Origin of the sequence: Nocardia exalbida NBRC 100660 (assembly GCF_000308575.1) — a bacterium.
Classification (GTDB): domain Bacteria; phylum Actinomycetota; class Actinomycetes; order Mycobacteriales; family Mycobacteriaceae; genus Nocardia; species Nocardia exalbida.
The window spans coordinates 76,355-103,033 of sequence record NZ_BAFZ01000099.1; the positions used below are offsets into that span (position 1 = coordinate 76,355).

24 protein-coding genes are annotated in these 26,679 nt (G+C 68.5%); 12 read left to right on the forward strand and 12 right to left on the reverse strand.

The features are described from left to right. Nucleotides 1-75: 75 nt before the first annotated feature. Together ON29_RS37965 and ON29_RS23575 are read left to right on the forward strand one after the other, a co-directional pair. Nucleotides 76-441: an Imm32 family immunity protein gene (locus ON29_RS37965; RefSeq protein ID WP_444543623.1), complete on the forward strand. Its 366-nt coding sequence runs from the start codon at nt 76-78 to the stop codon at nt 439-441. A 210-nt stretch (nt 442-651) separates the two neighbouring features. Next, entirely contained in the window at nt 652-1,737 is a 1,086-nt protein-coding gene (locus ON29_RS23575; RefSeq protein ID WP_040869553.1) for a protein kinase family protein, read from the forward strand. Nucleotides 1,738-1,774: 37 nt separating this feature from the next. Here the strand turns inward: ON29_RS23575 and ON29_RS23580 are convergent, their stop codons facing one another. Then, entirely contained in the window at nt 1,775-2,638 is an 864-nt protein-coding gene (locus ON29_RS23580; RefSeq protein ID WP_245549080.1) for an alpha/beta fold hydrolase, read from the reverse strand. 161 nt (nt 2,639-2,799) lie between these two features. Here ON29_RS23580 and ON29_RS23585 point away from each other — a divergent pair, with 161 nt between their 5' ends. Then, entirely contained in the window at nt 2,800-3,456 is a 657-nt protein-coding gene (locus ON29_RS23585) for an AAA family ATPase (RefSeq protein ID WP_051175522.1), read from the forward strand. Between the two features lie 487 nt (nt 3,457-3,943). Here the strand turns inward: ON29_RS23585 and ON29_RS23590 are convergent, their stop codons facing one another. The 3 genes from ON29_RS23590 to ON29_RS23600 all read right to left on the reverse strand — a co-directional run bounded on the left by ON29_RS23590 (nt 3,944) and on the right by ON29_RS23600 (nt 7,301). Beyond that, complete coding sequence (locus ON29_RS23590) at nt 3,944-5,065, reverse strand: Abi family protein (RefSeq protein WP_051175523.1); 1,122 nt, start codon at nt 5,063-5,065, stop codon at nt 3,944-3,946. Nucleotides 5,066-5,200: 135 nt separating this feature from the next. After that, nucleotides 5,201-6,280, reverse strand: coding sequence for a redox-regulated ATPase YchF (gene ychF / locus ON29_RS23595; protein ID WP_040869557.1), 1,080 nt, complete (start codon nt 6,278-6,280; stop codon nt 5,201-5,203). A gap of 97 nt (nt 6,281-6,377) precedes the next feature. Further along, complete coding sequence (locus ON29_RS23600; RefSeq protein WP_040869559.1) at nt 6,378-7,301, reverse strand: quinone oxidoreductase family protein; 924 nt, start codon at nt 7,299-7,301, stop codon at nt 6,378-6,380. Nucleotides 7,302-7,672: 371 nt separating this feature from the next. Here ON29_RS23600 and ON29_RS23605 point away from each other — a divergent pair, with 371 nt between their 5' ends. Beyond that, the gene (locus ON29_RS23605) at nt 7,673-8,509 is read left to right on the forward strand and encodes an AraC family transcriptional regulator (RefSeq protein ID WP_040869560.1); all 837 of its coding nucleotides are present in this window, start codon (nt 7,673-7,675) and stop codon (nt 8,507-8,509) included. 10 nt (nt 8,510-8,519) lie between these two features. Continuing rightward, nucleotides 8,520-8,936, forward strand: coding sequence for a VOC family protein (locus tag ON29_RS23610; RefSeq protein ID WP_040869561.1), 417 nt, complete (start codon nt 8,520-8,522; stop codon nt 8,934-8,936). A gap of 91 nt (nt 8,937-9,027) precedes the next feature. Here the strand turns inward: ON29_RS23610 and ON29_RS23615 are convergent, their stop codons facing one another. Genes ON29_RS23615 through ON29_RS23625 form a run of 3 tightly spaced genes read right to left on the reverse strand, consistent with a single transcriptional unit; the run spans nt 9,028 to nt 12,169 of the window. Continuing rightward, on the reverse strand, nt 9,028-9,906 hold the full coding sequence (locus ON29_RS23615) for a carbohydrate ABC transporter permease (RefSeq protein ID WP_217999280.1): 879 nt from the start codon (nt 9,904-9,906) through the stop codon (nt 9,028-9,030). A 26-nt stretch (nt 9,907-9,932) separates the two neighbouring features. Next, nucleotides 9,933-10,808, reverse strand: a complete 876-nt coding sequence (locus tag ON29_RS23620) for a carbohydrate ABC transporter permease (protein WP_040869720.1) — start codon at nt 10,806-10,808, stop codon at nt 9,933-9,935. 50 nt (nt 10,809-10,858) lie between these two features. Next, nucleotides 10,859-12,169 (reverse strand): ABC transporter substrate-binding protein, encoded by a 1,311-nt coding sequence (locus ON29_RS23625; RefSeq protein WP_051175539.1) that lies wholly within the window; start codon nt 12,167-12,169, stop codon nt 10,859-10,861. A gap of 206 nt (nt 12,170-12,375) precedes the next feature. On the opposite strand from ON29_RS23625, the gene ON29_RS23630 reads away from it, so the two are divergent. The 4 genes from ON29_RS23630 (at nt 12,376) to ON29_RS23645 (ending at nt 17,221) form a co-directional block, all read left to right on the forward strand. Next, nucleotides 12,376-14,634, forward strand: coding sequence for a carbon starvation CstA family protein (locus ON29_RS23630; RefSeq protein ID WP_040869563.1), 2,259 nt, complete (start codon nt 12,376-12,378; stop codon nt 14,632-14,634). Between the two features lie 53 nt (nt 14,635-14,687). Then, the gene (locus tag ON29_RS23635; protein WP_040869724.1) at nt 14,688-14,891 is read left to right on the forward strand and encodes a YbdD/YjiX family protein; all 204 of its coding nucleotides are present in this window, start codon (nt 14,688-14,690) and stop codon (nt 14,889-14,891) included. 171 nt (nt 14,892-15,062) lie between these two features. Further along, the gene (locus ON29_RS23640; protein WP_373283908.1) at nt 15,063-16,682 is read left to right on the forward strand and encodes a DNA-3-methyladenine glycosylase 2 family protein; all 1,620 of its coding nucleotides are present in this window, start codon (nt 15,063-15,065) and stop codon (nt 16,680-16,682) included. After that, nucleotides 16,679-17,221 carry a methylated-DNA--[protein]-cysteine S-methyltransferase gene (locus ON29_RS23645; protein ID WP_040869565.1) on the forward strand — a complete coding sequence of 181 codons (543 nt, stop codon included), beginning with the start codon at nt 16,679-16,681 and terminating at the stop codon, nt 17,219-17,221. Before ON29_RS23640 ends, ON29_RS23645 begins: the two co-directional genes overlap by 4 nt. Before the next feature lie 168 nt (nt 17,222-17,389). On the opposite strand, the gene ON29_RS23650 is transcribed toward ON29_RS23645, so the two are convergent. The 3 genes from ON29_RS23650 to ON29_RS36500 are packed head-to-tail and all read right to left on the reverse strand — an operon-like array spanning nt 17,390 to nt 18,970. Then, the gene (locus ON29_RS23650) at nt 17,390-18,238 is read right to left on the reverse strand and encodes a helix-turn-helix domain-containing protein (RefSeq protein ID WP_040869567.1); all 849 of its coding nucleotides are present in this window, start codon (nt 18,236-18,238) and stop codon (nt 17,390-17,392) included. Continuing rightward, nucleotides 18,235-18,756: a DUF6879 family protein gene (locus ON29_RS23655; protein ID WP_040869569.1), complete on the reverse strand. Its 522-nt coding sequence runs from the start codon at nt 18,754-18,756 to the stop codon at nt 18,235-18,237. The genes ON29_RS23650 and ON29_RS23655 overlap by 4 nt, the downstream gene beginning before the upstream one ends. Beyond that, on the reverse strand, nt 18,707-18,970 hold the full coding sequence (locus ON29_RS36500) for a hypothetical protein (RefSeq protein WP_245549082.1): 264 nt from the start codon (nt 18,968-18,970) through the stop codon (nt 18,707-18,709). Before ON29_RS36500 ends, ON29_RS23655 begins: the two co-directional genes overlap by 50 nt. A 326-nt stretch (nt 18,971-19,296) precedes the next feature. On the opposite strand from ON29_RS36500, the gene ON29_RS23665 reads away from it, so the two are divergent. Beyond that, nucleotides 19,297-19,668, forward strand: coding sequence for a hypothetical protein (locus ON29_RS23665; RefSeq protein ID WP_051175524.1), 372 nt, complete (start codon nt 19,297-19,299; stop codon nt 19,666-19,668). 176 nt (nt 19,669-19,844) lie between these two features. On the opposite strand, the gene ON29_RS23670 is transcribed toward ON29_RS23665, so the two are convergent. Beyond that, nucleotides 19,845-22,958: an AAA family ATPase gene (locus tag ON29_RS23670; RefSeq protein WP_040869573.1), complete on the reverse strand. Its 3,114-nt coding sequence runs from the start codon at nt 22,956-22,958 to the stop codon at nt 19,845-19,847. Nucleotides 22,959-22,992: 34 nt separating this feature from the next. After that, nucleotides 22,993-24,168, reverse strand: coding sequence for an exonuclease SbcCD subunit D (locus ON29_RS23675; RefSeq protein ID WP_040869575.1), 1,176 nt, complete (start codon nt 24,166-24,168; stop codon nt 22,993-22,995). 295 nt (nt 24,169-24,463) lie between these two features. Between ON29_RS23675 and ON29_RS23680 the strand changes: the two genes are divergently transcribed. Together ON29_RS23680 and ON29_RS23685 are read left to right on the forward strand one after the other, a co-directional pair. After that, a complete protein-coding gene (locus tag ON29_RS23680; protein WP_040869577.1) occupies nt 24,464-25,609 on the forward strand; it encodes a DNA recombination protein RmuC in 1,146 nt (381 codons plus the stop codon). 58 nt (nt 25,610-25,667) lie between these two features. Further along, nucleotides 25,668-26,531 carry a DUF6542 domain-containing protein gene (locus tag ON29_RS23685; protein WP_217999278.1) on the forward strand — a complete coding sequence of 288 codons (864 nt, stop codon included), beginning with the start codon at nt 25,668-25,670 and terminating at the stop codon, nt 26,529-26,531. The last annotated feature ends 148 nt before the right edge of the window (nt 26,532-26,679 follow it).

Below are 26,679 nucleotides of genomic sequence, written 5' to 3' on the forward strand. Positions count from 1 at the left end.
CGCCCCACTCCAGGGACCCAAGGTGTGGCTGATCGCCACCTTGTGACGGACACACTCCGCAGCGCAAGTCGATGACTGCGCACCGCGAGGCCGGATCGGGAGAGCCGAGCGCTCCTGGCGGAGGACCTCCGCAGCGTGGGCTCCATGACGGACGGCGGCCATCAGCACATCGAGTACTACGAGGACTTCGGCTTCCTGCGGAAGGGCTCGGCACCGCTGGTGCTCACCAGTCCACGGGGGCCTGCCGCATCCGTAGAGCCGATCCTCGGTCTCGATCGGGGGCAGCGTCGGTGGCTACGAACCCGGCGCCGCCGTGGAGTTGGTAGAGGTTCGGCTTCCGAGATCTACTGGCCACACCGAGCCGGGGCTCTGCTGGCCAACTCGGATCGAAGCGGTTGCGCGCCCACTACGTGGAGTCGTCGCGTGGAGGTCGTGACGTAGAGTGCGGTTCCGGGGGGACAAGCCGGGACCGCCGTCGGGTGCGGCCCCGAACCGACCTCCTGCCCGCTCCGCAGGCCGCCGGCACGACCGCGGGGCCATGGCTGAATCGAGGTCGGCAACCACGTGAAGGCCGCAGCGAACTCCCCTGACGCAGTGACGCCCTGTTCACCTGACGCGGCGATATCCCGCGACGCGGCGACAACCCGCGACATGTCGCACCCGGCGCGTCTGCACGCCCACAGCGCCGTCTCCACGGCCCTGGCGCTGCACAGCGATCACGCGTTGCGTGAACTGGTGGACGCGGCCACGCCGGTCGGCGTCGGGATCGGCGGGACGTCGGCGCTGCTGGAGATCGCCGGAACCTCGGTCTTCGTGAAGCGAGTGCCCCTCACCGATCTGGAACGGCAGCCGGAGCACGTCCGGTCCACGGCGAACCTGTTCGACGTGCCGCAGTTCTGCCAGTACGGCGTCGGCCTCATCGGCGGGCCGGGCTTCGGGGCCTGGCGCGAGCTGGCCGTGCACACCATGACGACGAACTGGGTGCTCGCCGCCGAACACGAGGGCTTCCCGCTGATGTACCACTGGCGAGTGCTGCCGGACACGACGCCGCTGCCGGCCGAACTCGCCGACATCGATCGCGCCGTCGCCTACTGGGACGGCCGACCGCAGGTACGCCACCGGATCGAGGCCCTGCGCGACTCTTCGGCGAGCATCGCGCTGTTCCTGGAGTACATCCCGCAGAGCTTGCACGAGTGGCTCAACGCCCGAATCGAGGCGGGCGACGGTGCCGCCGACCGGGCCTGCGCCATGGTGGAGCGGGAACTGGCCTCCGGCACCGCGTTCATGAACAGCCGTGGGCTGCTGCACCTCGACACGCACTTCGAGAACATCCTGACCGACGGTCAACGCCTCTACTTCGGCGACTACGGCCTCGCGCTCTCCTGCGGGTTCGACCTCTCGCCGGAGGAGGCCGCGTTCTTCGACCAGAACCAGAGCTACGACCGCGGCTACACCGCCACCTACCTGGTGAACTGGCTGCTCACTGCCCTGTACGGGCTCCGGCGGGAGGACCGGGAGGCGCGCGCCGCGATGGTGCGCGTCCTCGCCGAGGGCAAGCCGCCGGAGGGCATCGGTGAGAAAATCGCCGCGCTCCTCACCCGGCACGCGCCGATCGCCGCGGCGATGTCCGCGTTCATGCGTGCGTTCCAGCAGGAGAGCCGGAGCACCCCGTATCCGGACGAGGAGATCCGCCGCCTGCTGGGCGGTCAGGCCTCTATGCTCGCTCAGCCCGCGTGACGGACCCCGTCGACTCAGGATGCCTCCCGACCGGCGGTTACAGGGCGAGCATGGCGGCAGCGACCTGGTCGGCCGCGGTGTGTCGCAGAGCGGTACCCATGTCGTCGAGGACGAGCAGTCGCGCCCCGGGGACCTCGGCGGCGAGGACCTCGCCGTTGCCGACCGGGAAGAACGGGTCGGCGCGACCGTGCACCACGAGCGTGGGCACGTCGAGTTCACCGAGCCGGCCCCGCCAGCGTGGCGCGCAATCGATCCGGGAGAACACCATCCCGAGCTGATTCGCCTGGTGCACCGCGGGATCGCTCGACGGTGTCCGGTCCCAGATTCGGGCCGCCGTCGCCCGCGCTTCCTCCCGATCGTTGCCCATCGGCGCGGCCCCCTCGGCGGCGAACGCCGCGACAGCGTCTCGGTCGGTCCAGTCCGGCAGCGGGTGGGAGAACAGCGCGGCCATGACCGCAGGGTCGTGGTCGGGCAGGTCCTCGTCGACTGGACCCGGCGCCACCGGCCGGGTGCCGACGAGGGTCAGTGCGGAGAACATATCCGGGTGGTCCAGCGCGGCGACCTGAGCGACCATCCCGCCGACGCCGACGCCACCGAGATGGGCGGTCCCGGCACGGAGCACCTCGACCAGCGCGGCCGCATCGGCGGCGAGATCCCGCAGGTCGTACGCCGGATTCTCCGGGTCGAGAGTCGTCGACGCGCCGGAGTCGCGCAGGTCGTAGCGAACCACGCGCCGTCCGCCCGACGCGAGCCGCTCGCACAGCGCGTCGGGCCAGGACAACATCGTTGTGCCGCCGACCAGCAGGACCAGCGGATTGTCCGCGCGGCCGAAGCTCTCGATGCCCAGATCCACACCGTTCGCCCGCACCGAGGCCATGCCCGATCGAAACGGTCTCGTCATCCCTGACTCCTGTCTGTCGGTATCCCAACCGAATTGACGACAGATTCACTCGAAAGTCATCGGTGTAGCCGGGATTTTGTCCACACTCCCGCAATCGCCCCTTGAACTCGGCGGAAAGGGATGTCCTGGGCGCAGTCGGCGTCGATGGATAGCTTGGTCGAATGGGTGCCGACGATCACGAGCAGCCTCGTACCGCAGCCGCGCTGCGCGCACGACTGCGCCATATCTATTGGATCGGTGGGGGCAGCGGTGCCGGCAAATCGACAATCGCGGGCGATCTCGCCGCCCGGCACGGCTTGCGCGTGTACTCGACCGACGACGCCATGCGCGACCACGCTGCGCGCAGCACACGGGAGAACTCACCTTGGCTGAGCAGATTCGCGGCGATGAGTATGGATGAACGCTGGGTGAACCGGTCGCCGGAGACGATGCTCGACACCTTCCACTGGTACCGGGGCGAAGGATTCCATTTCATCATCGACGACCTGTTGTGTTCATCCTCCGAAACCGGTGTCATCGCCGAGGGCTTCCGACTGTTGCCGCATCTGGTCGCTCCACTGCTCACCGAGCGCAGCCACGGCGTGTGGTTGCTTCCCTCACCCGCGTTCCGCCGGGCAGCGTTCGATAAGCGCGGCTGGGAGATCCCGGGCAAGACCCGTGATCCGGAGCGTGCTGCACGAAACCTGCTCGAACGTGATCGGTTGTTCACCAACCGTCTCCGCACGGAGAGCGCCCGCCTCGAACTTTCCGTCACCGACGTCGACACCGTGTCCGGGGAGGATCTGACCAATAGGGTTGGTCAGATACTCGGGCTCTGAGCCGCTAGTGCCCGAGGCGCATTCGGAACGCGCCACTAGGGCGTTGGACATCGGCAGTTGTAGCGGCGAGTCGTGCGCTGAGGTCATTCGGCTTCAGAATGTGAGTCGAGTCGTGAACAGGGTGTTCGACGTGCAGGATTGGATGTCAAGGGGGTCACATTCCGCCGTCGACCAACGTCTGAATGGCCCCTCCCTCTGGTGCAAGAGCTCGTCGAGGCGTCGACTTCTCTGACCGACACACGGGTCGTCAACCCGAACTTCGCAGGCACAGAACACAGCGATCGGAAGCCCCCGGTGAATGCTGCGGCCAAGGCGGCCACCGATCGCAACCCACCAAAACTGGGTCATACGGCCCGATGCATCTGTCCCGAAAGCTCACCCAAGTGCATCGGTGACCGAGCGCTGTGAACATAAAGTTTGGTGTCGTCCGCAGGAGTTCGACCAGAGAGAGTTCAGGTTCAGCGCCGCCACAGGTAGCACCTTCCAACTACTGCTGGTCGAGGTCACCCAGGGTCCGCGCCGACTGCAGTGCCGCAACAGCCACGTAGCGCTGTCGTTGCACCCACGCACTACCTCGTCCGCTGCTCTGGCGGCGAAGCTCCCCGGGCAACGTCACGTGCCCTCTGCTCAACCCCTCGGCATCAGGGCGGGTGAGGAGGAAGAGTTGGTATTCGTCTTCCGCCCAACCGAGAGCCCGCGCGCCCTTGATGATTTCGGCGATGCGCCTGTCGTCTTCCTTGCCCGAGCCCATTCTTCGGCCGATCTCCTCGGGTGTCCAAACGACAGGGTCGATACGCTCTAGCACCTTTGGTATCTCGCGCTGCAGCGCGGCATCCGCGTAGAACCCGATGTGGCTGATCTGTCGAAAAAATCTGCCCGGTTGACAAACGTAGGCACTGTGCTGCTCATAGAGTGGCCAGGCTTTGCGCGCAGGCACGATAACGGCGATCGATTCAGCCGCCTCTGGGCGCTCATTCAGCAGATCCGGCACCCGGCACAGCCCCGTGACCCACCGCTCCAGATCGGCGTCGATCCAGCGGAGTAGATCCATCGCTTGCTCGAATCGCTCCTCGAGAGGGAGATCGAAGATTGCTTGGTGGTGGGCAATGCGATTGCGCAGATTCTTGAGCGCGAGGACGTTCCTGTGCACAGTGTCGCGCCTGAACTCAACCTTCTGCCTGTTCGGAAACGCGTGGACAAGATGCTTACGAAACAACTGCTCGTACTTCGGCCCGAAGACACTGAGCCAGAGGCCGAACGTCATAGAGGAAAGAACTTTGTCGCGAGTGGCTCCGTCCGCCCTGGCACCGAGGTGTCGGCGTGCCGTTCGGTGGAATTCCAGGTCATGGTCGGTCAGGAATGCCGGATTAGCGAACCACCACCCTTGGGAGAGGTCCACGCGAGCCGACTCCAGTACTTCAAGACGCTGAAGGACTGCGTCGATCGCGTTACGCAGAGCAACCTCGACATGGGAAATCAGCTCGAAGAACGCCGCGGAGATGGCGACGTTCCACTCGTACAGATCGCGCGCAGCATCCGGGTCGTGGTTCGCCGCCACCAAGTACTCGTCGAACCGACGTCGCGTGACCCACGCAGTCAGGTCCGGCATGCTCTCCCCCGATCACGATTGACCGTCGCGTTACACTGGCTCCAGTGCCCCAGATCGGCCTCTGGTCCCTAGCAGATTATGCCGCTGGGGCACTCTTTGTGTGGCGTACGCTTCGACCAACCGCCGACACACCCCCTACACGTTAAAGCGGAACTCGACCACGTCGCCGTCCGCCATGACGTAGTCCTTGCCTTCCATGCGCACCCTGCCCGCCGCTTTGGCTGCGGCCATGGAACCCGCTTCGACCAGGTCGTTGTAGGCGACGACTTCTGCTTTGATGAAGCCGCGTTCGAAGTCGGTGTGGATGACGCCTGCGGCCTTGGGGGCGGTGTCGCCTTGGTGGATGGTCCAGGCGCGGGCTTCTTTCGGGCCCGCGGTCAGGTAGGTCTGGAGGCCGAGGGTGTGGAAGCCCGCGCGGGCCAGGGCGTGCAGGCCGGGTTCGGTCTGGCCGATGGATTCGAGGAGTTCGAGGGCGGATTCCTCGTCGAGTTCCAGCAGTTCGGCTTCCACCTTGGCATCGAGGAAGACCGCGTCGGCCGGGGCGACGGAGGCTTTCAGCTCCGCTACCTTCGCCTCGTCGGTGAGCACCGACTCGTCGGCGTTGAAGACGTAGAGGAAGGGCTTGGTGGTGAGCAGCGAGAGTTCTTTCAGCAGCTCGGTGTCCACCTTGTCCGCTGCGGCGAACAGGGTGGTGCCGCTGTCGAGGATCTCCTGCGCGGCCTTGGCGGCATCGGCGACCGGCTTGCGGTCCTTCTTGACCTTGGCTTCCTTCTCCAACCGCACGACCGCCTTCTCCAGGGTCTGCAGGTCGGCGAGGATGAGTTCGGTCTCGATCACCTCGATGTCGGCGCTCGGGTCGACGCGGCCGTCGACGTGCACCACGTCGTCGTCGGCGAATACCCGCACCACCTGGCAGATGGCGTCGGCCTCGCGAATGTTGGCGAGGAACTTGTTGCCCAGGCCCGCGCCCTCCGAGGCGCCCTTCACGATGCCCGCGATGTCGACGAACGACACGGTGGCAGGCACGATCCGCTCGGACGAGAAGATCTCCGCCAGCTTGTTCAGCCTCGGATCGGGCAGCGGAACCACGCCGACGTTCGGCTCGATCGTCGCGAAGGGGTAGTTCGCGGCGAGCACGTCGTTCTTGGTCAACGCGTTGAACAGCGTCGACTTCCCGACGTTCGGCAGGCCGACAATTCCGAGGGTGAGACTCACGAGGAGCAGAGTCTACCCTCCCCCATGAGCGGCACATGGTGGAGAGGTCTTCTCGACCTTTGCCGCGGCCATGTGCCGCTCGCGGAGCCCGCCCGCGTCAGGGGATGAGGACGACTTTGCCGAGGTTGGCGCGATGCTCGACGGCAGCGTGGGCGGCGGCCGCTTCCTCGAGGGGGAATTCGGCGTGCACGGCGGGGCGTAGTTGACCGGAGGCGAAGTACTGCCACAGCTCTTGGCGCCAGTGCTCGTACAGGTCGGGCTGTTTCTGCGCGATGCGGGCCATTTGGAAGCCGATGACGGATTTCGCGCCGACGAGCAGGTCGTATGCCTGGATGACGCCGCCGCCGGAGCTGTAGGCGACCAGGCGGCCGCCGGGGGCCAGGGCCGCGAGCGCGGGGGTCAAGAGGTCGCCGCCGACCGCGTCGAGCACGTAATCGGCGGGAGGTCCCCAGGTCTGCCGGCCGTACTCGACCACGTCGTCGGCTCCGAGCTGCTGGACGAAATCGGCCTTCGCGAGATCCGACACCGCGCCTACCACCCGCGCCGCGCCGCGCACCCGTGCGAGCTGGACGGCGAGATGGCCGACGCCGCTCGCGGCGGCGGTGATCAAGGCGGACTCGCCTTCCTGCGCAGACGCGGCATGGAGCGCACCCAGCGCCACCAAGCCGCTGCGCACCAGCGCCACCGCGTCCACCGCCGACGCTCCGTCGGGAATCGGCGACGCCATGGCCGCCGACAGCACCGCGTAGTCCGCGTAACCGTGCCCGAACACGAGGCCGGTCACGCGGTAGCCGGGCGCGTACCGCTCGACGCCCTCGCCGACCGCGACCACCTCGCCCGCGACCTCGCCGCCCAACGCGATAGGTTCGCGCTGCTCACGCACCTTCCGCACCACCGGCAGGGTCACCCCGACCGCCTCGACACGGACCAGCAGTTCCCCTGGTCCGGGCGTCGGCACCTCGGCCGAGACGAGCTCGAGCACCTCGGGACCACCGCTGCGCTCGTACTGCACCCGCCGCATCACACCTCCAGAAATCGTTAGAAGGCGTAACGGTAGCCGGATCGCAACGGGTGATCACAGTCCACTACACGCTGTAGTGGTACATCTCACCAGCGCCCGGAACCGGTGGAGAGCTGCCCGACACCGGGGATCAAGCACTGGCAGGACACCCGGTCACGGCGGTGGTCCGCATTCGCTGCCCGACCATCCCGCGCTGCGATCGTCCGCGTGCCACAGCTCACCGACCATGCGGCAGAAGGCTCCCATCGCATCCGCGTCGACGTGCCACCTGCCTGCTCGACACGGCCACCGCCGAAACGGCGATCCGCGCGCACGTCGACGTCGCAAACCGATCGGGCCACATGTCGGTCCCCGGGCGTAGCGTGTCCCGTATGGAGCCGACCACGGAGGTGGTGACGGCGCGTCCGGCGCCCGTGCTCGCCGCGTTCATCGACCGCTATATCGGGTATCGCATGTCCGGGTTCGCGGCGGCGACCCATCGTGGATTGCCTTCGCGGCACATGACTTTCATCGTCGCTATCGGCCCGACGATCGACGTCGTCGAGCAGACCGATCCGCGACAGTCTCCGCGGAACTACCGCTGCGTGCTGAGCGGCCTACAGGCGAGCACGGCGCTGATCGCGCACGACGGTCACCAGGAGGGCGTCGCCGTGGCGCTCACGCCACTCGGTTGCCGCACCTTGTTCGGCATGCCCGCGGCGGCGCTGTGGGACACGTCGGTCGAATTCTCCGACGTCGTCGGTCCCGTCGGCCTGGAGCTGTGGGAACGGTTGCAATGCGTGCCGAGCTGGCCCGAACGTTTCGCCGTCTGCGATCGGGTGCTCTGCGCGCTCGCCGATCCCGACCGCGCGGTGCGTCCGGAACTCACCTGGGCTTGGCGCGCCGTGGTCGGTTCCGGCGGCGCGATCGAGGTCGGCCCGCTGGCCGAGGAGATCGGGTGGAGCAGGCAGCATCTGACGCGCCGGTTCAATCGCGAGTTCGGTCTGAGCCCGAAGCTCGCGGCCCGGATCACGCGTTTCGAACGAGCCCGCCGCATGCTCGCGCACACGCCCTCCTACATCACCATTGCCCAGGTGGCCGCCGCGTGCGGCTATTACGACCAGGCCCATCTGGACCGCGATTTCGCCGACCTCGCGGGGACGAGCCCGACCGTCTGGCTCGCCGAGGAGGTTCCATCCGTCCAAGCCGCCGACGAGTCCGCCGGATGAGGATGAAGCCATGACGAATCCGACAGAAACCAGCACCCGCACCGCCGTCTGGCCCACGCTGACCTTCCGCGATGCCCGCGCCATGGCCACCTTCCTCATCGAGGCGTTCGGCTTCCGGGAAGCCGCGCTCTACACCCGCGAGGGTGACCCGTCGATCGTGGAGCACGCGGAACTGCGCTGGCCGCTGGGCGGCGGCGTCATGTTCGGCTCGGCAGGCAAGGACGACAGCCCGTTCGGCACCCGCCCGACCGGCACCGACTCTGTCTATCTGGTCTGCGAGGAGCCCGACGCCTTGTTCGCCCGCGCGACCGCCGCGGGCGCCGAAGTGGTCCGCGACCTGCGCGACGAGGACTACGGCTCGCGCGGCTTCACGGTCCGCGACCCGGAGGGCAACCTCTGGAGTTTCGGCACGTATTGGGGCGCTTGATCGGCGCGGCCGACGACGCCGGTCCGCTACCCGACCGCGGGGCCTTGCCGAGGCCCCGCGGCAGCTCCCCCGTTGGCGGGCGAGGTCCTGCTCAACGCCCGCCGAGCCCCGACATCGCGATGCCGCGGATGAACGCGCGCTGGGCGATCGCGTAGATCACCAGCAGCGGAACCAGGATGACGATCGCGGCGGCCATCAGGATCGGCCACTGGGTGTGGTACTGGCCTTGCAGCCGGACCAGACCCAGTGTCGCGGTGGCGACGTCCTCGCGCTGGATCATGACCAGCGGCCAGAGGAAGTCGTTCCACACGGTGATCCAGGTGAGCACGGCGAGCACCATCAGGGCCGGACGGGTGTGCGGCAACAGGACCCGCCAGTAGACCTGCCAGGTGTTGCAGCCGTCGAGGATGGCGGCCTCCTCCAGTTCGTCGGGCAGCGTGCGGAAGAACTGCCGCATCAGATAGGTGCCGAACGCGCTGCCGAACAGGCCGGGAACGATCATCGCCCACGGGGTGTCCACCCAGCCGAAGGCCCGCATCAGCAGGAACTGCGGGATCACCGTCACGGTCAGCGGCACCATCAGCGTCGCGAGGTAGGCGAGGAACAGCATGTCCCGCCCGCGAAAACGGAGGCGCGCGAACGCGTAACCGGCCAGCGAGCAGAAGAAGACCTGCCCCGCCGTGACACACAGCGCGTAGACCGTGGTGTTGAGCAGCATCCGCCCCATCGGCAGCAGTTCGAAGACCTTCCCGTAGTTCGACCACTGCGGCCGCTGCGGAAGGAAGGCCGCGTCGGCGATCTCACCGTCCCGCTTCAGCGAGCCCGACACCGCCCACAGGATCGGCAGCAGCGCGCACCACGCGATGCCCACCAGCACCGCGTAGATCACGGTCCCGCGCAGCAGCCGGCGCACGATCGCCCGGTCGACCCGGCCGAACGCGGCGCTCGCGCGGTCGCGCCGGACCGGCAGTGCGCGCCGCACCACCTCGTAGGTGTTCACTGTTCCACCTCCGAACGCCGGGCCAGCCGCAGCTGCACCAGGGTCAGCAGGAACAGCATCGCGAAGATCACCCAGGCGAGCGCGGAGGCGTAACCGACCTCGTAGAAGCCGAACGCGTGCTGGAACAGCATGATCCCCAACAGGTATGTACCCGTCTCCGGTCCCCCGTTCCCGCCGGTCAGCGCGTAGGCCTGGTCGAATGCCTGCACCGAATTGATGATCGTGATGATGAAGACGAACGACAACGGCCCTCGGATCAGCGGCAGCGTGATCGCGAAGAACCGCCGCGGCGCACCGGCTCCGTCGATCTTCGCTGCCTCGTAGAGCGTCTCCGGCACGCCCTGCATGGCGGCGAGCAGGATGACCGTCGCGAACGGCACGCTCTTCCACACGGTGACGATGCTGAGCGAGACCAGCGCCCAATCGGGGTCGGTCAGCCACGGCACCGCGCCGATGCCGAGCCCGCCCAGCGCCGAATTCAGCAGCCCGTCGTCGGTGAACAGGAACCGCCACACCACGGCCATGGCGACCGCCGAGGCGACCAACGGCAGAAACGCGACGGTGCGAAACAGGGCGATACCGGCCAGCTTTCGATTCAGTGCGGCGGCGACGGCCAGTCCGATGCCCACCGTCGGCACCAAGGTCGATACGGTGAAAACCGCCGTGTTGCGCAATGCGATGAGAAACAACGGGTCCGAACCGAACAGCCGCCGGTAGTTGTCCACACCGACAAAGCGCATGGGGCTGAACAAGTCCCACGAATGAAAACTCAGATAGAGCGAAAATCCCAACGGGAACAACAAAAAAATCGCGACGGCCGCCACGTTGGGCGCGACGAATGCCCACCCGGCCCGTTCTCGACGCCGCGCCAACCGGGAGACCACACCCCTTTTGCCCGATGTTTGCGACCTTCGCGCGCCGGTCACGGCGTGTCCAGCAGCGCGTCGACGTCGGAGGCGAAACGCCCGTCCAAGGACGCCGCGGTGGCGGCGCCGCGCAGTACCCGGTTGGAGCCGCGTTCGAGCAGGGCGGACACCTTGCCCCACGCGGGCGTCACCGGCAGAGGACGGGAGCTGGCCGGGCCGTCGGTGAACACCTCGAGATTGCGGATCTCGCGGTGCGCGGCGGCGAAACCCGGTGAACTCATGGCCGATTTCAGCACCGGAACGAACAGCCCGGACGCGGCGATGATCGCCTGTCCTACCGGCCCGGTCGCGAACTTCACGAACTCCCAGGCCTGTTCGACGCGCGGACTGTCCGCGGCGATGGCCAGGCCGGTACTGCCGACGTCGGTGATGGCGCCGGGACCGCCGTGCGGGCCGACCGGCAGCACCGTGACGTCGATCGCGAGATCGTCGTGCCCGGCGAATTCGGAGTACAGCCAGTGCCCGCCCAACGCCATCGCCGCGCGGCCCCGCCGGAACAGGTCGGGCGCCGAAACCGAGAGCGTGTCGGCGGCTTTCGGGGCCACGCGGTGGCGTACGGCGAGATCGGCGTAGAACTGGAAGCCTTCGGCGAAGCGCGGATCGCCGAGGTTGGTCCTGGTCGGGTTCACCGAGGGCGAGAACCATTCGGCGCCGTTGTTCATGCCGAAGCAGGCCGCCGAGAAGTACGGCACCCAGGCGTCGGCGAAACCCCACCGGGTCCGTCCGGACGAGTCGCGCGTGGTCAACGCGGTGGCCGCGGCCAGGAACTCGTCGAACGTCCAGGCGTCCCGCCAGCGTGCGGGCGGGGTGATCCCGGCCTCGTCGAACAGGGTCCGGTTGTAGTACAGGAACACGCCGGACCACTGTTCGGGCAGGGCGTACTGTCCGCCCGCGTAAGCGAAGGTGTCATACAGCGCCGGGTAGCTGTCGGCTTTCAGCTCGGCTGCGTAGCGGGGGTCGCGATCCAGCAGCGTGTTCAGATCCAGCAGGACGCCGCGCTCGGCCAGCCCGGAATAGAGCAGCTCCCAGGCCATCAGCACGTCCGGGCACTTACCGCCCGCGCAGTAGGTGAGCATTTGCTGCAACGGATCCGGCCCCGACACGATGGTGCGAATCCGGATGCCCGGGTGCGATTTCCGGAACTCGTCGATGATCTTCAGCCGCACCCGCGCCTCTTCCGGCCTGGCCTGGAAGAAGAAGGTCAGCGCGTCGTCATCGGAACCGCAGCCGCCGGCCAGCAGCGGCGCGGCCAGCGCCGACCCGAGCAGCGTCCGGCGACGCACCCGGGCGACGGGATTCGTACGCAACACAGCCCTCCTCCAGGGCGGATGTGGAGCTTCTCGAACCGCATGGCAGCATACGTGCGGCAATCACCTGGTGACGGCCGACACATGAACAATATTTCACGGTGCCCGCCCGGCGTCCGGAATCGGCACGACGGCGATCATCGATCGGATACGTTGTCACGTGTTTCAGCAAGATCCTGCGCGTTTTACAGGAGAGAAGAAGGCAGATGGCGACAATCGAATATCTGCGGACCGATCCCGATCTGCCGCCCGTCGGCGTGGTCGACAAGTCCCCGATCACACCGGCCAAGAAATTGATCTTCGGCGGGATCGCCGTACTCGGCGCCATAGCCTGGGCGGTACTCGCCATCTCGCGGGGCGAATCGGTGAACGCGGTGTGGATCGTGATCGCGGCGGTGTCCACCTACGTGCTCGCGTATCGGTTCTACGCCAGGTTCATCGAACGCAAGATCGTCGAACCGCGTGACGACCTGGCCACGCCCGCCGAGATCCTGGAGAACGGCAAGGACTACATGCCGATGGACCGGCGGGTGCTCTACGGGCACCATTTCGCCGCCATCGCGGGCGCGGGTCCGCTGGTCGGGCCGGTGCTGGCCGCGCAGATGGGCTACCTGCCGGGGACCATCTGGATCGTGGTCGGCGTGGTACTGGCCGGCGCGGTGCAGGACTACCTGGTGCTGTGGGTCTCGATGAAGCGGCGCGGGCGCAGCCTCGGGCAGATGGCCAGGGATGAGCTGGGGGTGATCGGCGGCTGGTCGGCCATCGTCGGCGTGCTGGTGATCATGATGATCCTCCTGGCGGTGCTCGCGCTGGTGGTCGTCAACGCGCTCGCGCACAGCCCGTGGGGCGTCTTCTCGATCGGCATGACGATTCCGATCGCGCTGTTCATGGGCGTGTACCTGCGGTTCCTGCGGCCGGGCAAGGTCGGCGAGGTCTCCGTGATCGGATTCGCGCTGCTGCTGCTGGCCATCGTGAGCGGCGGCTGGGTGTCGGAAACCGACTGGGGCGCCGACTGGTTCACACTCTCGCCGGTGACCATCTCGTGGCTGCTGATCGCCTACGGCTTCGTCGCCTCGGTGCTGCCGGTGTGGCTGCTGCTCGCGCCGCGCGACTACCTGTCGACGTTCATGAAGGTCGGCACTATCGGGCTGCTCGCGGTGGGCATCCTCGTCACGCTGCCGGTGCTGCACGCGCCCGCGGTCTCGTCGTTCGCGTCCACCGGCACCGGTCCTGCCTTCGCGGGCTCGCTGTTCCCGTTCCTGTTCATCACCATCGCCTGCGGCGCGCTGAGCGGATTCCACGCACTGGTCTCCTCCGGCACCACGCCGAAACTGCTGGAGAAGGAATCGCACGCCCGGATGATCGGGTACGGCGGCATGCTGATGGAGTCGTTCGTCGCGGTCATGGCCATCATCACCGCCTCGATCATCGACCAGCACCTGTACTTCGCGATGAACGCGCCGCTCGGCCTCACCGGCGGCACCGCGGAGAAGGCCGCGGCCTACACCAACAGCCTCGGGCTCAGCGGTCCCGCGGTCACTCCGGCGGAGCTGAGCCAGGCGGCGAGCGACGTCGGCGAATCGTCGATCATCTCTCGCACGGGCGGCGCGCCGACGCTGGCGGTCGGCATCTCGGAGGTGTTCCACCAGTTCCTCGGCGGCGCGAGCATGAAGTCGTTCTGGTACCACTTCGCGATCATGTTCGAGGCGCTGTTCATCCTCACCACGATCGACGCGGGCACCCGGGTGGCGCGGTTCATGCTCTCGGACGCGCTGGGCAACTTCGGCGGGGCGGCGAAGAAGTTCCGTGATCCGTCCTGGCGGGTGGGCGCGTGGCTGTGCTCCGCCATCGTGGTCGCGGCATGGGGTTCGATCCTGCTGATGGGCGTCACCGACCCACTGGGCGGCATCAACACGCTGTTCCCGCTGTTCGGCATCGCCAACCAGTTGCTCGCGGCCATCGCGTTGACCGTGGTGCTGGTGATCGTGGTGAAGAAGGGCCTCGCGAAATGGGCCTGGGTGCCCGGTATTCCGCTGGTCTGGGACCTGCTGGTGACCATGACGGCATCGTGGCAGAAGATCTTCTCCGCCGACCCGAAGCTCGGCTACTGGAAGCAGCACAGCATCTGCCAGGCCGCGCAGGACGCCGGGAAGTTGTGCCTGACGGCGAAGACGCAGGACGATATGACCGCGATCGTGCGCAACACCTTCATCCAGGGCACGTTGTCGATCGTGTTCGCGGTGCTGGTGCTGATCGTCGCGGTGGTCGGCGGGTTGGTCGCCTACCGCGCCTGGCGCTCCGGCGAGACGAACACCACCGAGACGCCGGAGGAACCGTCGAAGATCTTCGCGCCCAGCGGTTTCATCGCCACCGCGGCGGAGAAGGAAGTGCAGAAGCAATGGGACGAGTTGATCGCGACCGGAAAGGTGCGCGCTCCCGGCGCGGCACACGTCCACGCGCAATGAGCGACTCGGCCATCCGGGGTGCCGACCGGTCCGGGCGACCGGTCGGCACCCGGCTGCGTGCCGCGGCCCGCGCCTGCCGCGACGGCGTTCGGGCGGCCGTCTGGTGGTTCGACTCGATCCTGGGCGGGCAGGATTACCAGCGCTACGTCGAGCACCTGCGGCGCAGGCACCCGGGATGCGCCATTCCGACCGAGCGGGAGTACTGGCGGCAGCGGCATGCCGAGGCGGATCGCAATCCGGCCAATCGCTGCTGCTGACCGGCAGAATTTCAGCGCGCGCTGCCGCACCCTCGTTTGGTAGCCACCACAACCGCGAACCAGGCGACGGCTGTGCGATGTCATGACCATTGTGCGAGGTGGGGACAACCACCAGCGGTGGTGGCCGATTCCCGCTAGCACGGGTCCGCCGCAGCTGCCATTGTGGTGGGCGTGACGATCACGGCATTGGATTTCGAACGTTGCTACCGGGCGGTGTCGACCCGGGACTCTCGATTCGACGGGCAATTCTTCACCGCGGTACGCACCACCGGAATCTATTGCCGCCCTTCGTGTCCGGCGATCACGCCGAAGCGGGCCAACGTGTCGTTCCTGCCGACCGCCGCGGCGGCGCAGCAGGCGGGCTACCGCGCCTGCCGCCGCTGCCTGCCGGACGCCGCGCCCGGATCGCCGCTGTGGAACACGCGGGCGGATCTGGCCGCACGGGCGATGCGGCTGATCGGTGACGGCGTGGTCGAGCGCGCCGGGGTGCCCGGGCTGGCCGCCACCCTCGGCTACTCCCAGCGGCAGCTCACCCGGGTGCTGACCACGGAACTGGGCGCGGGGCCGCTGGCACTGGCACGGGCGCACCGGGCACACACCGCGCGGCTGCTGATCCAGACCACCGCCATGCCCATGTCCGATATCGCGTTCGCGGCGGGCTTCGCCTCCATCCGCCAGTTCAACGACACGGTGCGCGAGGTGTTCGCGGTGAGCCCCACCACCATGCGGCTCGAGGCGCAGCGCGCGAAGAGCAGCGCCCCCGCGCGCCCGGCACAGGCCGGCAGCGGATCGCTCACCCTGCGGCTGCCCTACCGGGAACCGCTCGACCGGGCCTGGCTGGAATGGTTCCTGTCCGCCCATGTCGTACCGGGCATGGAATTGTGGGAGAACCGCGCCTACACCAGGAACCTGCGCACGCCACACGGGCACGCCACCGCGCGGCTGAGCTTCCAGCGCGACCACGTGCGCGCGGAATTGTCCCTGCACGATATGCGCGATCTCGCGCCGACGGTGGCCAGGCTCCGGCACCTGCTGGATCTGGACGCCGACCCGATCGGGATCGATGACGCGCTCGGTGTCGGTCCCGCGGCGCGCATACCCTCCTCCGGACAACTGCCCGAGCAGGCCGCCGAGTACCTGCCGGACGCGGGGTCGGGACCACCGGAAAGCGAGGCGCTGACCGAGGCGGAGCCGCTCGACGCGGCGCGCCCGTCATTAACGCCGGGTATTCGTGTGCCCGGGTGCGTGGACGGAGCCGAACTCTTGCTGCGCACCATGATCGGGCAGCAGATCTCGGTATCGGCCGCGGCCACGCACACCGCGCGGCTGGTCGAAGCGCTCGGTGAACGGGTGGACGGGCCGATTCCGCTGCTGTTCCCGGCACCCGAAGTCATCGCCGAGCGTGGCGCAGAGGTCTTGACCGGACCGGCGCGGCGCATCCGTTCCATCATCGCAGCCGCCGAGGCACTCGCTTCCGGCGAACTGCCGCTGCACCAGGGACGTACCGCCGCCGACCTGCGCCGCGACCTGCTCGCGCTGGACGGCGTCGGACCGTGGACGGCCGACTACGTGATCATGCGCTTGCTCGCCGATCCGGACGTCCTGCTCGGGACCGACCTGGTCGTCCGCCGCGGCGCGACCCTGCTCGGCGTCGATCTGACGGACACCGCGCGCTGGGCGCCGTGGCGGTCGTATTTGTCCATGCACCTGTGGAAAGCGGCGCTGACCAGCCGCGCCACCCCTTTCGATGTTCCCGCGCTCGCCACCACGAAAGGCAGTGTCGAATCATGACCACCAGCATCTCCGTCCGCGCCGAGGCCGGCGGCTCCACCACCGCGACAGCGGATTTCGCCGTCACGCAAACCCCGCTCGGCCCGTTCACCACGCTCGTCGACTCCGACGGCGCGGTCCTGGCCTCCGGCTGGACATCCGACGCGGAGAACCTGCGCGGCCTGATCCACCCCACCCTGCGTCCCGGCCTGTTACGGCAGCGCGATTCGCTGGGCGAGGTGACCGGAGCCGTCACCGCCTACCACGAGGGTGATGTCACCGCGATCGATCGGATTCCGGTACGTCAGCAGTCCGGGGAGTTCCTCGTCCACGCTTGGGAGATACTCCGCGCCGTCCCGGCGGGCAGCCCACTGACCTACACCGAATTCGCCGCCCGCGCCGGCCGCCCCGACGCCACGCGCGCCGCGGCCAACGCGTGCGCCCGCAACGCCGCCGCCCTCTTCGTGCCCTGCCACCGCATCCTGCGCATCGGCGGCGCACTCGGCGGCTTCCGCTGGGGATTACCGGTGAAACGGTGGCTGCTCGACCACGAGGGGTGAGCGTCCGGCGACCGCTGCGAGGGCAGACCGTCACTCGCAGACTCTGCCGCGATCGTGCCGATCGTTCGGGAAGTCCGCCACCGAGGCAGTGCATCAGCCTGTTCACCGAACCGCCGAACCTGTGTGAGCGATCATGCACGGGTAATCAAGCCGACGGCCCTCAATCCGTCACGCCGGGGACTTGCCGCGCCACCGTTCCAGTGCGGCCCCGACTACCGCACGGGCAGCCCTGCCGGTTACCGATTGCGCGGCGAGCGTTTCGAAGGCACGCGCGTACAACGCGATCTCGCGTGGCTGCGTGATCTTCAGCTCAGCTGTGATCGCTTCGACAAGGACCATCCGATCATCGAACATAACGAAGTTGGTTGCAGGCGTGAGCCATTCGGCATCCGAGGGCACTACTCCGAACAGCATTCGAGGCAACCCCATAACGGCTAGAAGCCGGTCTAGCTGGCCGCTCATCACCTCGGCGTCGCCCACGGTCGTAGACAACGACTGCTCAGCAATCAAGATGTGGAATCGATGGTCCCCGTGGTAGAGAACCTTCTGCTGCTCGAGCCGTTTCGAGACACCTTCATCCACGTCGTTGGGTATTCGGTAGAACTCCGTCACCCTGCGTAGCACCGCTTCGGCGTACTCCGCGGTCTGCAGAATCCCAGGGATCAACACCGGCTCGTAGAACCGCATGAGCTTAGTCTGCTCGGCCAGTGTGACGGACTGCTGCTGTCGACGCTTGGTTCCGGTGTGCAACAGCCGCTTGTATTCGAGGTACGCCGACTCGATGTTGCGGACGGTCGCGACAAGGTCGGCTAACTGGTCTTTGGTTCCGGTGTGGGCACAGTACGCGCGTAGATCCGCCTCTGAGGGCGTACGGTCCCCGGTTTCGAGTTTGGACACCTTGGACTCGTGCCAGCCCGCCGAAGCGGCGAGCTGGCGTCCGGAGAGTCCCGCATCTTTCCGGATCTCGCGGAGGCGCTTGCCGAGCGCTTCCCGCTGTTGGTGAACCGAGTTGGTCACAGCGTCGCGTGTGCGAACTCGGCGTACGGAGTGGCCGCCTCCCAAAGTCGTTCTCGGACCCTGCGGCAGTAGGCGAGCATCTGTGCGTCATCGGTGACGGCTACACCGGCACCTCGGCCAGCCGAATCGACAACGTTGAACGCGACCAACGAATCGTCGTATAGCCACCAGTCATCCGATGGTAGATCCCGGGCGAGATGCCGAGGTATGTACCGGATGTCTTCCCCCGCGCTGGCGTTCTTGGGGGTAATGGACAGTAACCAACGGTGGTAGTCCGGCAACGGCACCGTGACCACCCGAACCCGTGAGACTGCTACACCCCGACTCGTGGCGTCCTGCATCAAGGTCAGCCAAGGTTGAAACCATGCATAGTCATCGTCTCGGTGACCTTCGAGGAACCGGGCGAGTTGTGGGTTCTCGTCGTCTACGTCGTAGGCGTCCCTGGTTTCGAGGTGGAACGCCGAGCGTTCAGCTTGCCGGAACAGGTCCCAGAATGCTTGCCCTTGCAGCAGTCGCACCGTAGAACTTCCTCTCTCGCTTCGGCACCTCGATAGCCGTCTCATCGTCGGCTAGGACGAGTTGCGCCAGCGTCTCAGCATCCGTGATCGGTCGGCCGGACAGGGCGAAGGTGCCCCGACCGGTGTCCGTCATCGTCGCCCCCATGAACGTATCCGGCTCAGCGAACCCGAGCAGCAAGTGTGGGATCTCCACTGTGCCGGGCTCATCCGTCACCCAACCTTGAACTAGGTAGCTGTCATGGTCCGTGGCGTACAACGTCGGGCACTGGCCTTGCCCTGAGCCGCCCTTGCCGAGGAACTGTAAGCGCATGATCGTGGCTCCCGTCTAGGAGTGTGACCGGGTGTGGCACCCCCGTAGCCCATGGTGCCCCAATTCGACAGGCTATAGGGCCTGTAGAGCAATGTTCGGTCAAGTTGTGTCAAGTTGATAGCCGGTGAGACTCCGGGCGCTCTAACGTCCGTTCATCAGGCACGCGGCATCGGGTGCAGCGTCCCCGGTGCCGGGTGCTTGCCAAACGATCACGCGAAAGAGGTGGACGAATGAGGCCACGGCCAACCGCCATCGGGTACTTGCGCCGGGACGTCTCCGGCGTCTCGCAAACCTGGGACGAGATCCAGATTCGCAGTGTTGCAATGCGGTTCGGGTACGAGCTTGCCAAGACGGTCGTGTTCGGGCCCGAGACCGACAGCCCCCTGAGTCGTCTATTGAACGTCATCCGCCGTACGGACGTAGACGCGGTGATCGCGCCTGGCCTCAAGCACTTCGGATTCGAGGTGCCCTCGGAATTGGTCGAGGTCGCCGACGTGGTCACCGTCAATCCCCAGCGCACCTATGCCCGCTGGGCACCCGGATGCAGCGACGGCCGGACATTCAGCGCGGCCGAACATGATGCCTGGATCAAAAACCTGTAGTCAGCTCGACATTCGAGTACCACGCCGTGCTCATGCCACCTCCGCGATTGCCGTCCGCAGCACTCGCGCGAGCAGACCCACGGATCGCCGGTTGGCCGCGTAGCCCAGTGGCACCTATCGGGGCCGGCAATCGGCTGGGGGCGATCATCCACCCCGCGCGGAGAGGAGGCCCACGCTCAGGCGATGGTCGCTTGCAGGTGGGAGCCCGCGCGGCCGCGCAGGACGTGCAGGCGGCTGGGGATGCGTTGACGCATCTCGTCCACGTGGCTGACCACGCCGACCACGCGGCCGCCCGCGCGCAGTTCGTCCAGCACGCCCATCACGGCGTCCAGGGTGTCGGCGTCCAGACCGCCGAAACCCTCGTCGATGAACAAGGTGTCCAGCACGAGGCCACCGGATTCGGCGGCGACGGTGTCGGCCAGGCCGAGCGCCAGCGACAGCGAGGCCATGAAGGTTTCGCCGCCGGAGAGCGTCTTGGCCGGGCGGATGGCGCCGGTGTAATCGTCACGGATGTCCAGCCCCAGGCCGCCGCGGCGACCGCGCGGACCGGCTTTGTCCGAGTGGACGAATTCGTAGCGGCCACCGGACATCCGACGCAACCGCAGCGATCCCGCTTGGGCGACTTCTTCCAAGCGGGCGGCGAGGACGTAGGAGTGCAGGGACATGCGGCGGTTGTTCGCCCCGCGCCCGGCGACCACGTCGGCGAGACCGTCCAGTTCATCGAACGCGCGCTGGGCCGGGGCGATCCGGTCCACGGCGGCCCAGAGCTGGCCGCCGAGGTCTTCGAGCTGGCCGGCCCGCCTGCTCGCCTCGGCATGGGTGGCCACCGCCGCGTTGAGCGCGGTCTGCGCGTCCGCCACGAGCGCGTCTAGTTCGGCCGGATCGCCGGGCTCCTGCTCCGCTGCCGCCCGGATCTCCGGTTCCGCCAGCACCGCTTCCGCCGCGGCTCGGGCACGGTCGGCGGCCACGAGTTCCGCGTCGATCTCGGCCTGCTGCCGCGAGCTGCGGGACGCGGCGGCGACGACCTTCGCGTAGGCGGTCAAGAGCGCGACATCGTCGCGAGCGGTGACGGCAGCGGCGGCGAGGCCCAGCGGGTCATCCAGACCAGCGGAGCCGGATGGGACCGTCTCGTCGTCGCCCTCCGGCACGAAGCCTGCTGCGCGCGCGAGGTTCTGGACCCGGTCGGCGATTACCGACACCTGCTCTCGCGCCGCCACAGCTTCGGCGCGGGCGTCGCGCAGCGCGGTGGCCTCGCTGACGAGGGCGGCGAGCCGCGCACGGCGGCGCTCGATGGTCTGGTCGGCGCCCGCCGCGGTACGCAGCCGTTCGGTGAGTTCGGCCAGCCGCTCCTCGGCGGAGACGATGGTGGCGGCGACCGCGCTGCGGCGCGCCTCGGATGCGCGCAACTCCTCGTGCAGGCGGGCCTCGCCGTCGCGCAAACGGGTGAGTTCGGCTTCCAGCCCATCGGCGTTCGCGGCCAGTTCCGAGGTGTCCTCGTAGCGGTCGGTCGCGGTGCGCAGTGCGGCGGCGAGTTCGACGCGGTCGGTATCGCCGCCGCGAGCGATGAGCGCTTCGATCTCGCGCTCGAGCCCGGTGATGCGGGCCAGCGCGCGGTCGCGGGTGCCCTCCGCGGCGCGCTCGGCCGCCACGGCGGCTTCTTCCTCGTCCTTGGACACCGCGGCGTCGGTGGGCCGGGCGGGTGCGGGATGCTCCGCCGAACCGCAGACCGCGCACGGACTCCCGTCCACCAATTCGCCGGCCAGTTCAGCGGCCATCCCGCTGAGCCTGCGCTCGCGCAGATCCAGTACGCGTTCCTTGGTGTCGAGATGCGCGGTGCGGGCGGCGTCGAACTCGATCCGGGCGTGATCGAGCGCGGTGCGGCGGGCCGCCAGCTCGACCGCGGCCGTCGCGGCGGTCTGTAGCCGCTCGGTCTCCGCGGTGATGCCGGGCAGGGCCGCGGCCGCTTCGGTGGCCTCACGCAGCCGGGCCTCGGCCGCGGTGAGCGCGGCGGGCAGTTCGTCACGCCGCGTGGCGAGTTCGGTGACGCGCCGGGCCAGCGTCGCGTCCTCGGTGCGCAGCGTGGCGAGTTCACCATCGAGCCTGGTTGCGGTGGCGGCATCGGTCCGCACCTCGTCCAGCGCGCCGATCTGCGCGCTCCAGCGCTGGATCGCCGCGTCGATGTCGGCATCGTCCCGGACCTGCTCGCCGTCGGGATCGACCAGTTCGGCGCCACCGAGTTCGGCGCTCTCCGGTTCCCGCAGCCTGGCCGCGAGTCGCTGGGCCGCGGCCTGCTTTTCGCCGTCGCGCCTGCGCTGGGTTTGCACCGCCGAACGCGCTTCGTCGATAGCGGCCGCGACCGGCTCGGCCCGGCGGGCGAGGGCGAGTTCGGCTTGCAGCTCGGCCCGCCGGGCGGTGCCCGCGGCATAGTCGTCCAGCTGGGCGCGCGCCACGCTCAGGCGGCGACGCAGCTCGCGCAGTCGGCGCGCCTGTTCGGCCTGCTCCCGGACGCGCGCCGAATCTTGTTGGCAGCGTTGCACCTCCGCGACGGCGGCGGCGAGATCGGCGCGTGCCGTGGCCAGCAGGTCCTGCGACCATCCGACGCACTCGGCCGGACCGACCGAATCCGCCACTCCGGCCGCCATACCCACTTGCGTGATCAGCCGCTTGACGCCGTCCGCGCGAGCGTCCAGGTCCGCTTCGGCGGCGCGGCGCTTGTCGGCGAGCCACTGCTCCGCGGTGCCGAAACGTCCGGTGTCGAAGAGCTTTTCGAGCAGTTTCTCGCGATCTTCGTTCTCCGCGCGCAGGAAGCGGGCGAAATCGCCCTGCGGCAACAGCACCACCTGGAAGAACTGGTCGGCGCTCATGCCGAGCAGGCGCAGCACCTCCTCGCCGATATCCGGTATCCGGGACAGGTTCTCCCCGCGGCCGTCCAGCCAGGTCAGCGTCGCCTTCGGGTTGATGGTGCGCGTGCCGGTACCGTCGCGCTTCGCACGCTGGAACTCCGGGCTGCGGGTCAGGCGAACTCGCCGCCCACCCAAGGTCGCCTCCAAGACCACTTGCGGTGGTGTCTGCTCCGGGGCGTGATCGGAGTGCAGCCGCTTGCTCTCGCCGCGTGCGCCGGGGACCCTGCCGTAGAGCGCGAACGCGATGGCGTCCAGCACCGTGGTCTTGCCCGCGCCGGTCTGACCGTGCAGCAGGAACAAGCCGTCGGCGCCGAGCGCGTCGAAGTCGACGACCGTGGTGCCTGCGAACGGACCGAAGGCGGTCATCTCGAGCTTGTGCAGCCTCATCCCGCCGCGCCTACGCCCGGCTCCGGCAGGACGCTCATGCGGTCAGTTCCTCGGCGGCGGCCACCGCGGCCGCCTGCTCCGGCTCCGCGACGGCGGCGGACAGCGCCCGCTCCAGCCAGCTCATCTCGCTCGAGCTGGGTACACCGCGGACGTCGGTGAGGAAGCTGCGGGCTACTTCGATGTCGCGGCGGCCGTGCACCCGCTCACGGTAGCGCAGCTCGGGGTTCCCCTCGGGCCGCGCCCATTCGACGTGGACGGCGTAGGGGAACCGTTCGCGCAGTTTGCGCATGGCGTCGACCGGGCGGGCGACGTCGGTGAGCACGGCGGATACGTAGTGCTGTTCGGCCGCGCTGTGCTGCGCGCCGTTGAGCAGCTCGTCCAGGGTGCCGGTCAGTTTGCTCAGGCCCCGTACCGTCGGCAGGTCCCGGCGGCGCACCTCGTGCAGACCGGACGCGTCCAGGTCGATGATCCAGACGGCTTTGCGATGCGCGTTCTCGCCGAACGAATACGGCAGCGGCGAGCCGGAGTAGCGGACCTGCTCGGCGAGCGTCTGCGGCGAATGCAGGTGGCCGAGCGCCACGTAGTCGATGCCGTCGAAGGCGGCCAGCGGGACCGTCTCCACCCCGCCGACCGAGATCGAGCGCTCCGATCCGGTGGATTCCCCGCCGACCACGAAGGCGTGCGCCAGCACGACCGTCCGCACCCCCGGCCGTCTGGCGATGTCGGCTCGCACCCGCGCCATGGCCGCGTCGAGGATCTCGGCATGCGAACGCGCTTGCGGCACTTCGAGTTCGGCGCGGGTGATCTCCGGTTCCAGGTACGGGATGCCGTAGAACGCCACCGGTCCGTGCGCGTCCTCGAGCAGAACGGGGTGATCGGCGTCGGCCACGGTGGTACGCAGATGCAGCCCGCCCGCAGCGGCGAAACTCGCGCCGGCGCCCAGCCGGGCGGGCGAATCGTGATTCCCCGAGGTGGCGACGATCTGCGCCCCCGCGGCCCGGATCGCCTCGAATCCGCGGTTGCACACCGCGATCGCGTCGGCGCTCGGAATCGACCGGTCGTACACGTCCCCCGGTAGCACCACCACGTCGACCGACTCCTCGGCCACCAGCTCCGCGATGGCGGCCAGTGAACGCGCCTGATCGGCAAGCAGATCGACCCCATGGAACGTGCGCCCGATGTGCCAGTCCGAGGTGTGCAGCATCCGCATGCCGCGAAACCGTAGGGCAACCCACCGACAGACTTCAATCGCCCCGCCCGCCGCGCCGGGTTTGCCCAGCAAGGGCCCGGCGTGTCCAGCGGAGGGGACGGACGTGTTCGAGCCGGTCGGCCCGCCGAGCCGAATCCTCACATCTCGCATGGCCTCCCGGATCCCGGCTCCGGATGCCGAATTCCGGATGGTTCGCCGAACGCGCGGAACACGCTGGCAGAACCGGTGGCCGACCCGATGCCGAACAGTTGCCGGGTGCTCGATCTTGTCGGTGACCTACGGCACTATCTGCGCTATGACCGCACCGATGCTCGTCGCACTGACGCTGGTGTTCGCCGCCGGTTTCGGCCTGGGCTGGCTGGGCCACGCCGCACGGGCCGGGCAGCGCGCCGCGGCGGCGGAAGCGCGGCTCGCGGTCGCCGCCGACAACGAACGGCTGCTCCGGCAGTCGCTCACCGCGGCCAACGAGGATGCCGCGCGGCGGCATTCGCACGCCGTCGGCGCGATGGTGGAACCGCTGCGCGCGGCGGTGGGGGCGTTGAACGAGCACATCCAGCAGGTGGAGCGGCAGCGGCTCACCGCGTATTCCGGCCTGCGCGAACAGGTCGCGAACATGCAGCGCACCTCGCACCTGCTCACCGGGCAGACGGGGCAGCTGGTCGCGGCGCTGCGCGCGCCCCAGGTCCGGGGCCGATGGGGCGAGATCCAGCTGGAGCGGGTGGTCGAGCTGGCCGGGATGACCAGGCACTGCGACTTCGGCACCCAGGTGACCCGCACCGGCCGCGACGAGGGAGACCGCACGGTGCGACCGGACCTGGTGGTGCGCCTTTCCGGCGGCAGGCACATCGTGGTGGACGCCAAGGTGCCGTTCGCCGCCTACCTGGACGCCTGCGGCACCGACGACCCCGACGTGCGCGCCGAGCTGCTCACCCGGCACGCCAAGCATCTGCGCGCGCATGTCGATCAGCTGTCGGACAAGGCGTACTGGGCCGCTTTCGATCCCGCGCCGGAATTCGTGGTCTTGTTCGTGCCGGGCGACCCGTTCCTGGACGCGGCCCTGACCACCGACTCGGAGCTGCTGGAGTACGCGTTCGGTCGCAACGTGATCCTCGCTACCCCGACCACCCTGATCGCGTTGCTGCGCACCATCGCCTTCGGGTGGCGGCAGGAGGCGCTGTCCAAGGACATGGCCACCGTGCAGCGGTTGGGCCGTGAGCTGTATCACCGGCTGGGCATGACGGGCAAGCACCTGGACCGGCTGGGTACGCAACTCGGCAGGGCGGTGGAGGCTTTCAACTACACCGTGGCCTCGGTGGAGTCGCGGGTGATGGTCACCGCGCGCAAACTGCACGACCTGGAGATGGCCGAGCAGGAAGTGCCCGCCATCGGCCGCGTGGATTCCCGGCCCCGCGCGGTGGGCTTCGCCGACGCGGGCGAGTAACCAGGAGTATGGCCGTGCCGCCACGCCGCCACGAGCGGCGGCAACTAGTGTGCATGTCGTGGCTGCTTCCGAACGTGTGCGATCCCGGGTGCCCGCGCCGCAACGCTCGATCCTGCCGTCGGTGCCGGGGATCCCGGTCGGCGCGGCGATCCTGATCGCGGTTGCCTGCACGTTTCTGGGGTTCCTGATCGATGCCGGCGGCGGCAATAACGAGCTGACCGGCACGTTCGCCGCGCTGTACATCCTCGGGTGTGTGGCGGCGGTCGCCGCCGTCCGCTATCGCGGCTTGTTCAGCACGATGGTGCTGCCGCCGCTGCTGCTGTTCGTCGCCGTGCCGCTGGCCTATCAGCAGCTCACCGGCCGTGGCTCGACCTCGCTGAAGGACATCCTGCTGAACCTGGCGATCCCGCTGGTGAACCGGTTCCCCACCATGATGCTCGCCACGGTGGTCGTCCTGCTGATCGGTGGCGCGCGGATCTATCTGCACCGCCGCGAAGAGGAGTCCACTCGTCCGCCGTCGACCCGCCGCGGCGCGGGCTGGGGCAAGGCGCCTGCGAAGAACAAGCCCGGCCGTCCGTCCCGCGGTCTCGCGGACTCGTCACGCCGCAAAACCCGCCGTCCGAAGGCGGAGCCCGCCGAACCCGAGGCGGAGGGCTCGGACGAGTCCACCCCACGGCCGGCCCGCCGACCAGCGGCGCAGGTCGCCGATACCCCGCCGCGCGTCGCACCCGCTCGCCCGCGGGAAGGACGGGCGCCCGCCAGGGGCGCTACCCGCCCGGCCGGGGCCGTGCCGCGGCCCGAAGGAGAGCCACCGCGCGGCGCGGGCCGTCGCCGCGATATGCCCCCGCATCCCCAGCCCAATGTGCGCTACCGCGAACGTGATTCGGGCCGCCCGGAACGGCGCAGGCCGGAGAACCTGTAGCCGGTCCGCTCGGGCAAGGCGGCGCGGCCACTGCGCCTGCGGGCGTGACGACCCCACCACGACGCGGCTCGGTATCGGAGGTGTTGCTCATCCCGCATGCACGCGAGAACCGAGGCGCGCGGACCGGAGTCGGCCCTGTCGGGCGCGG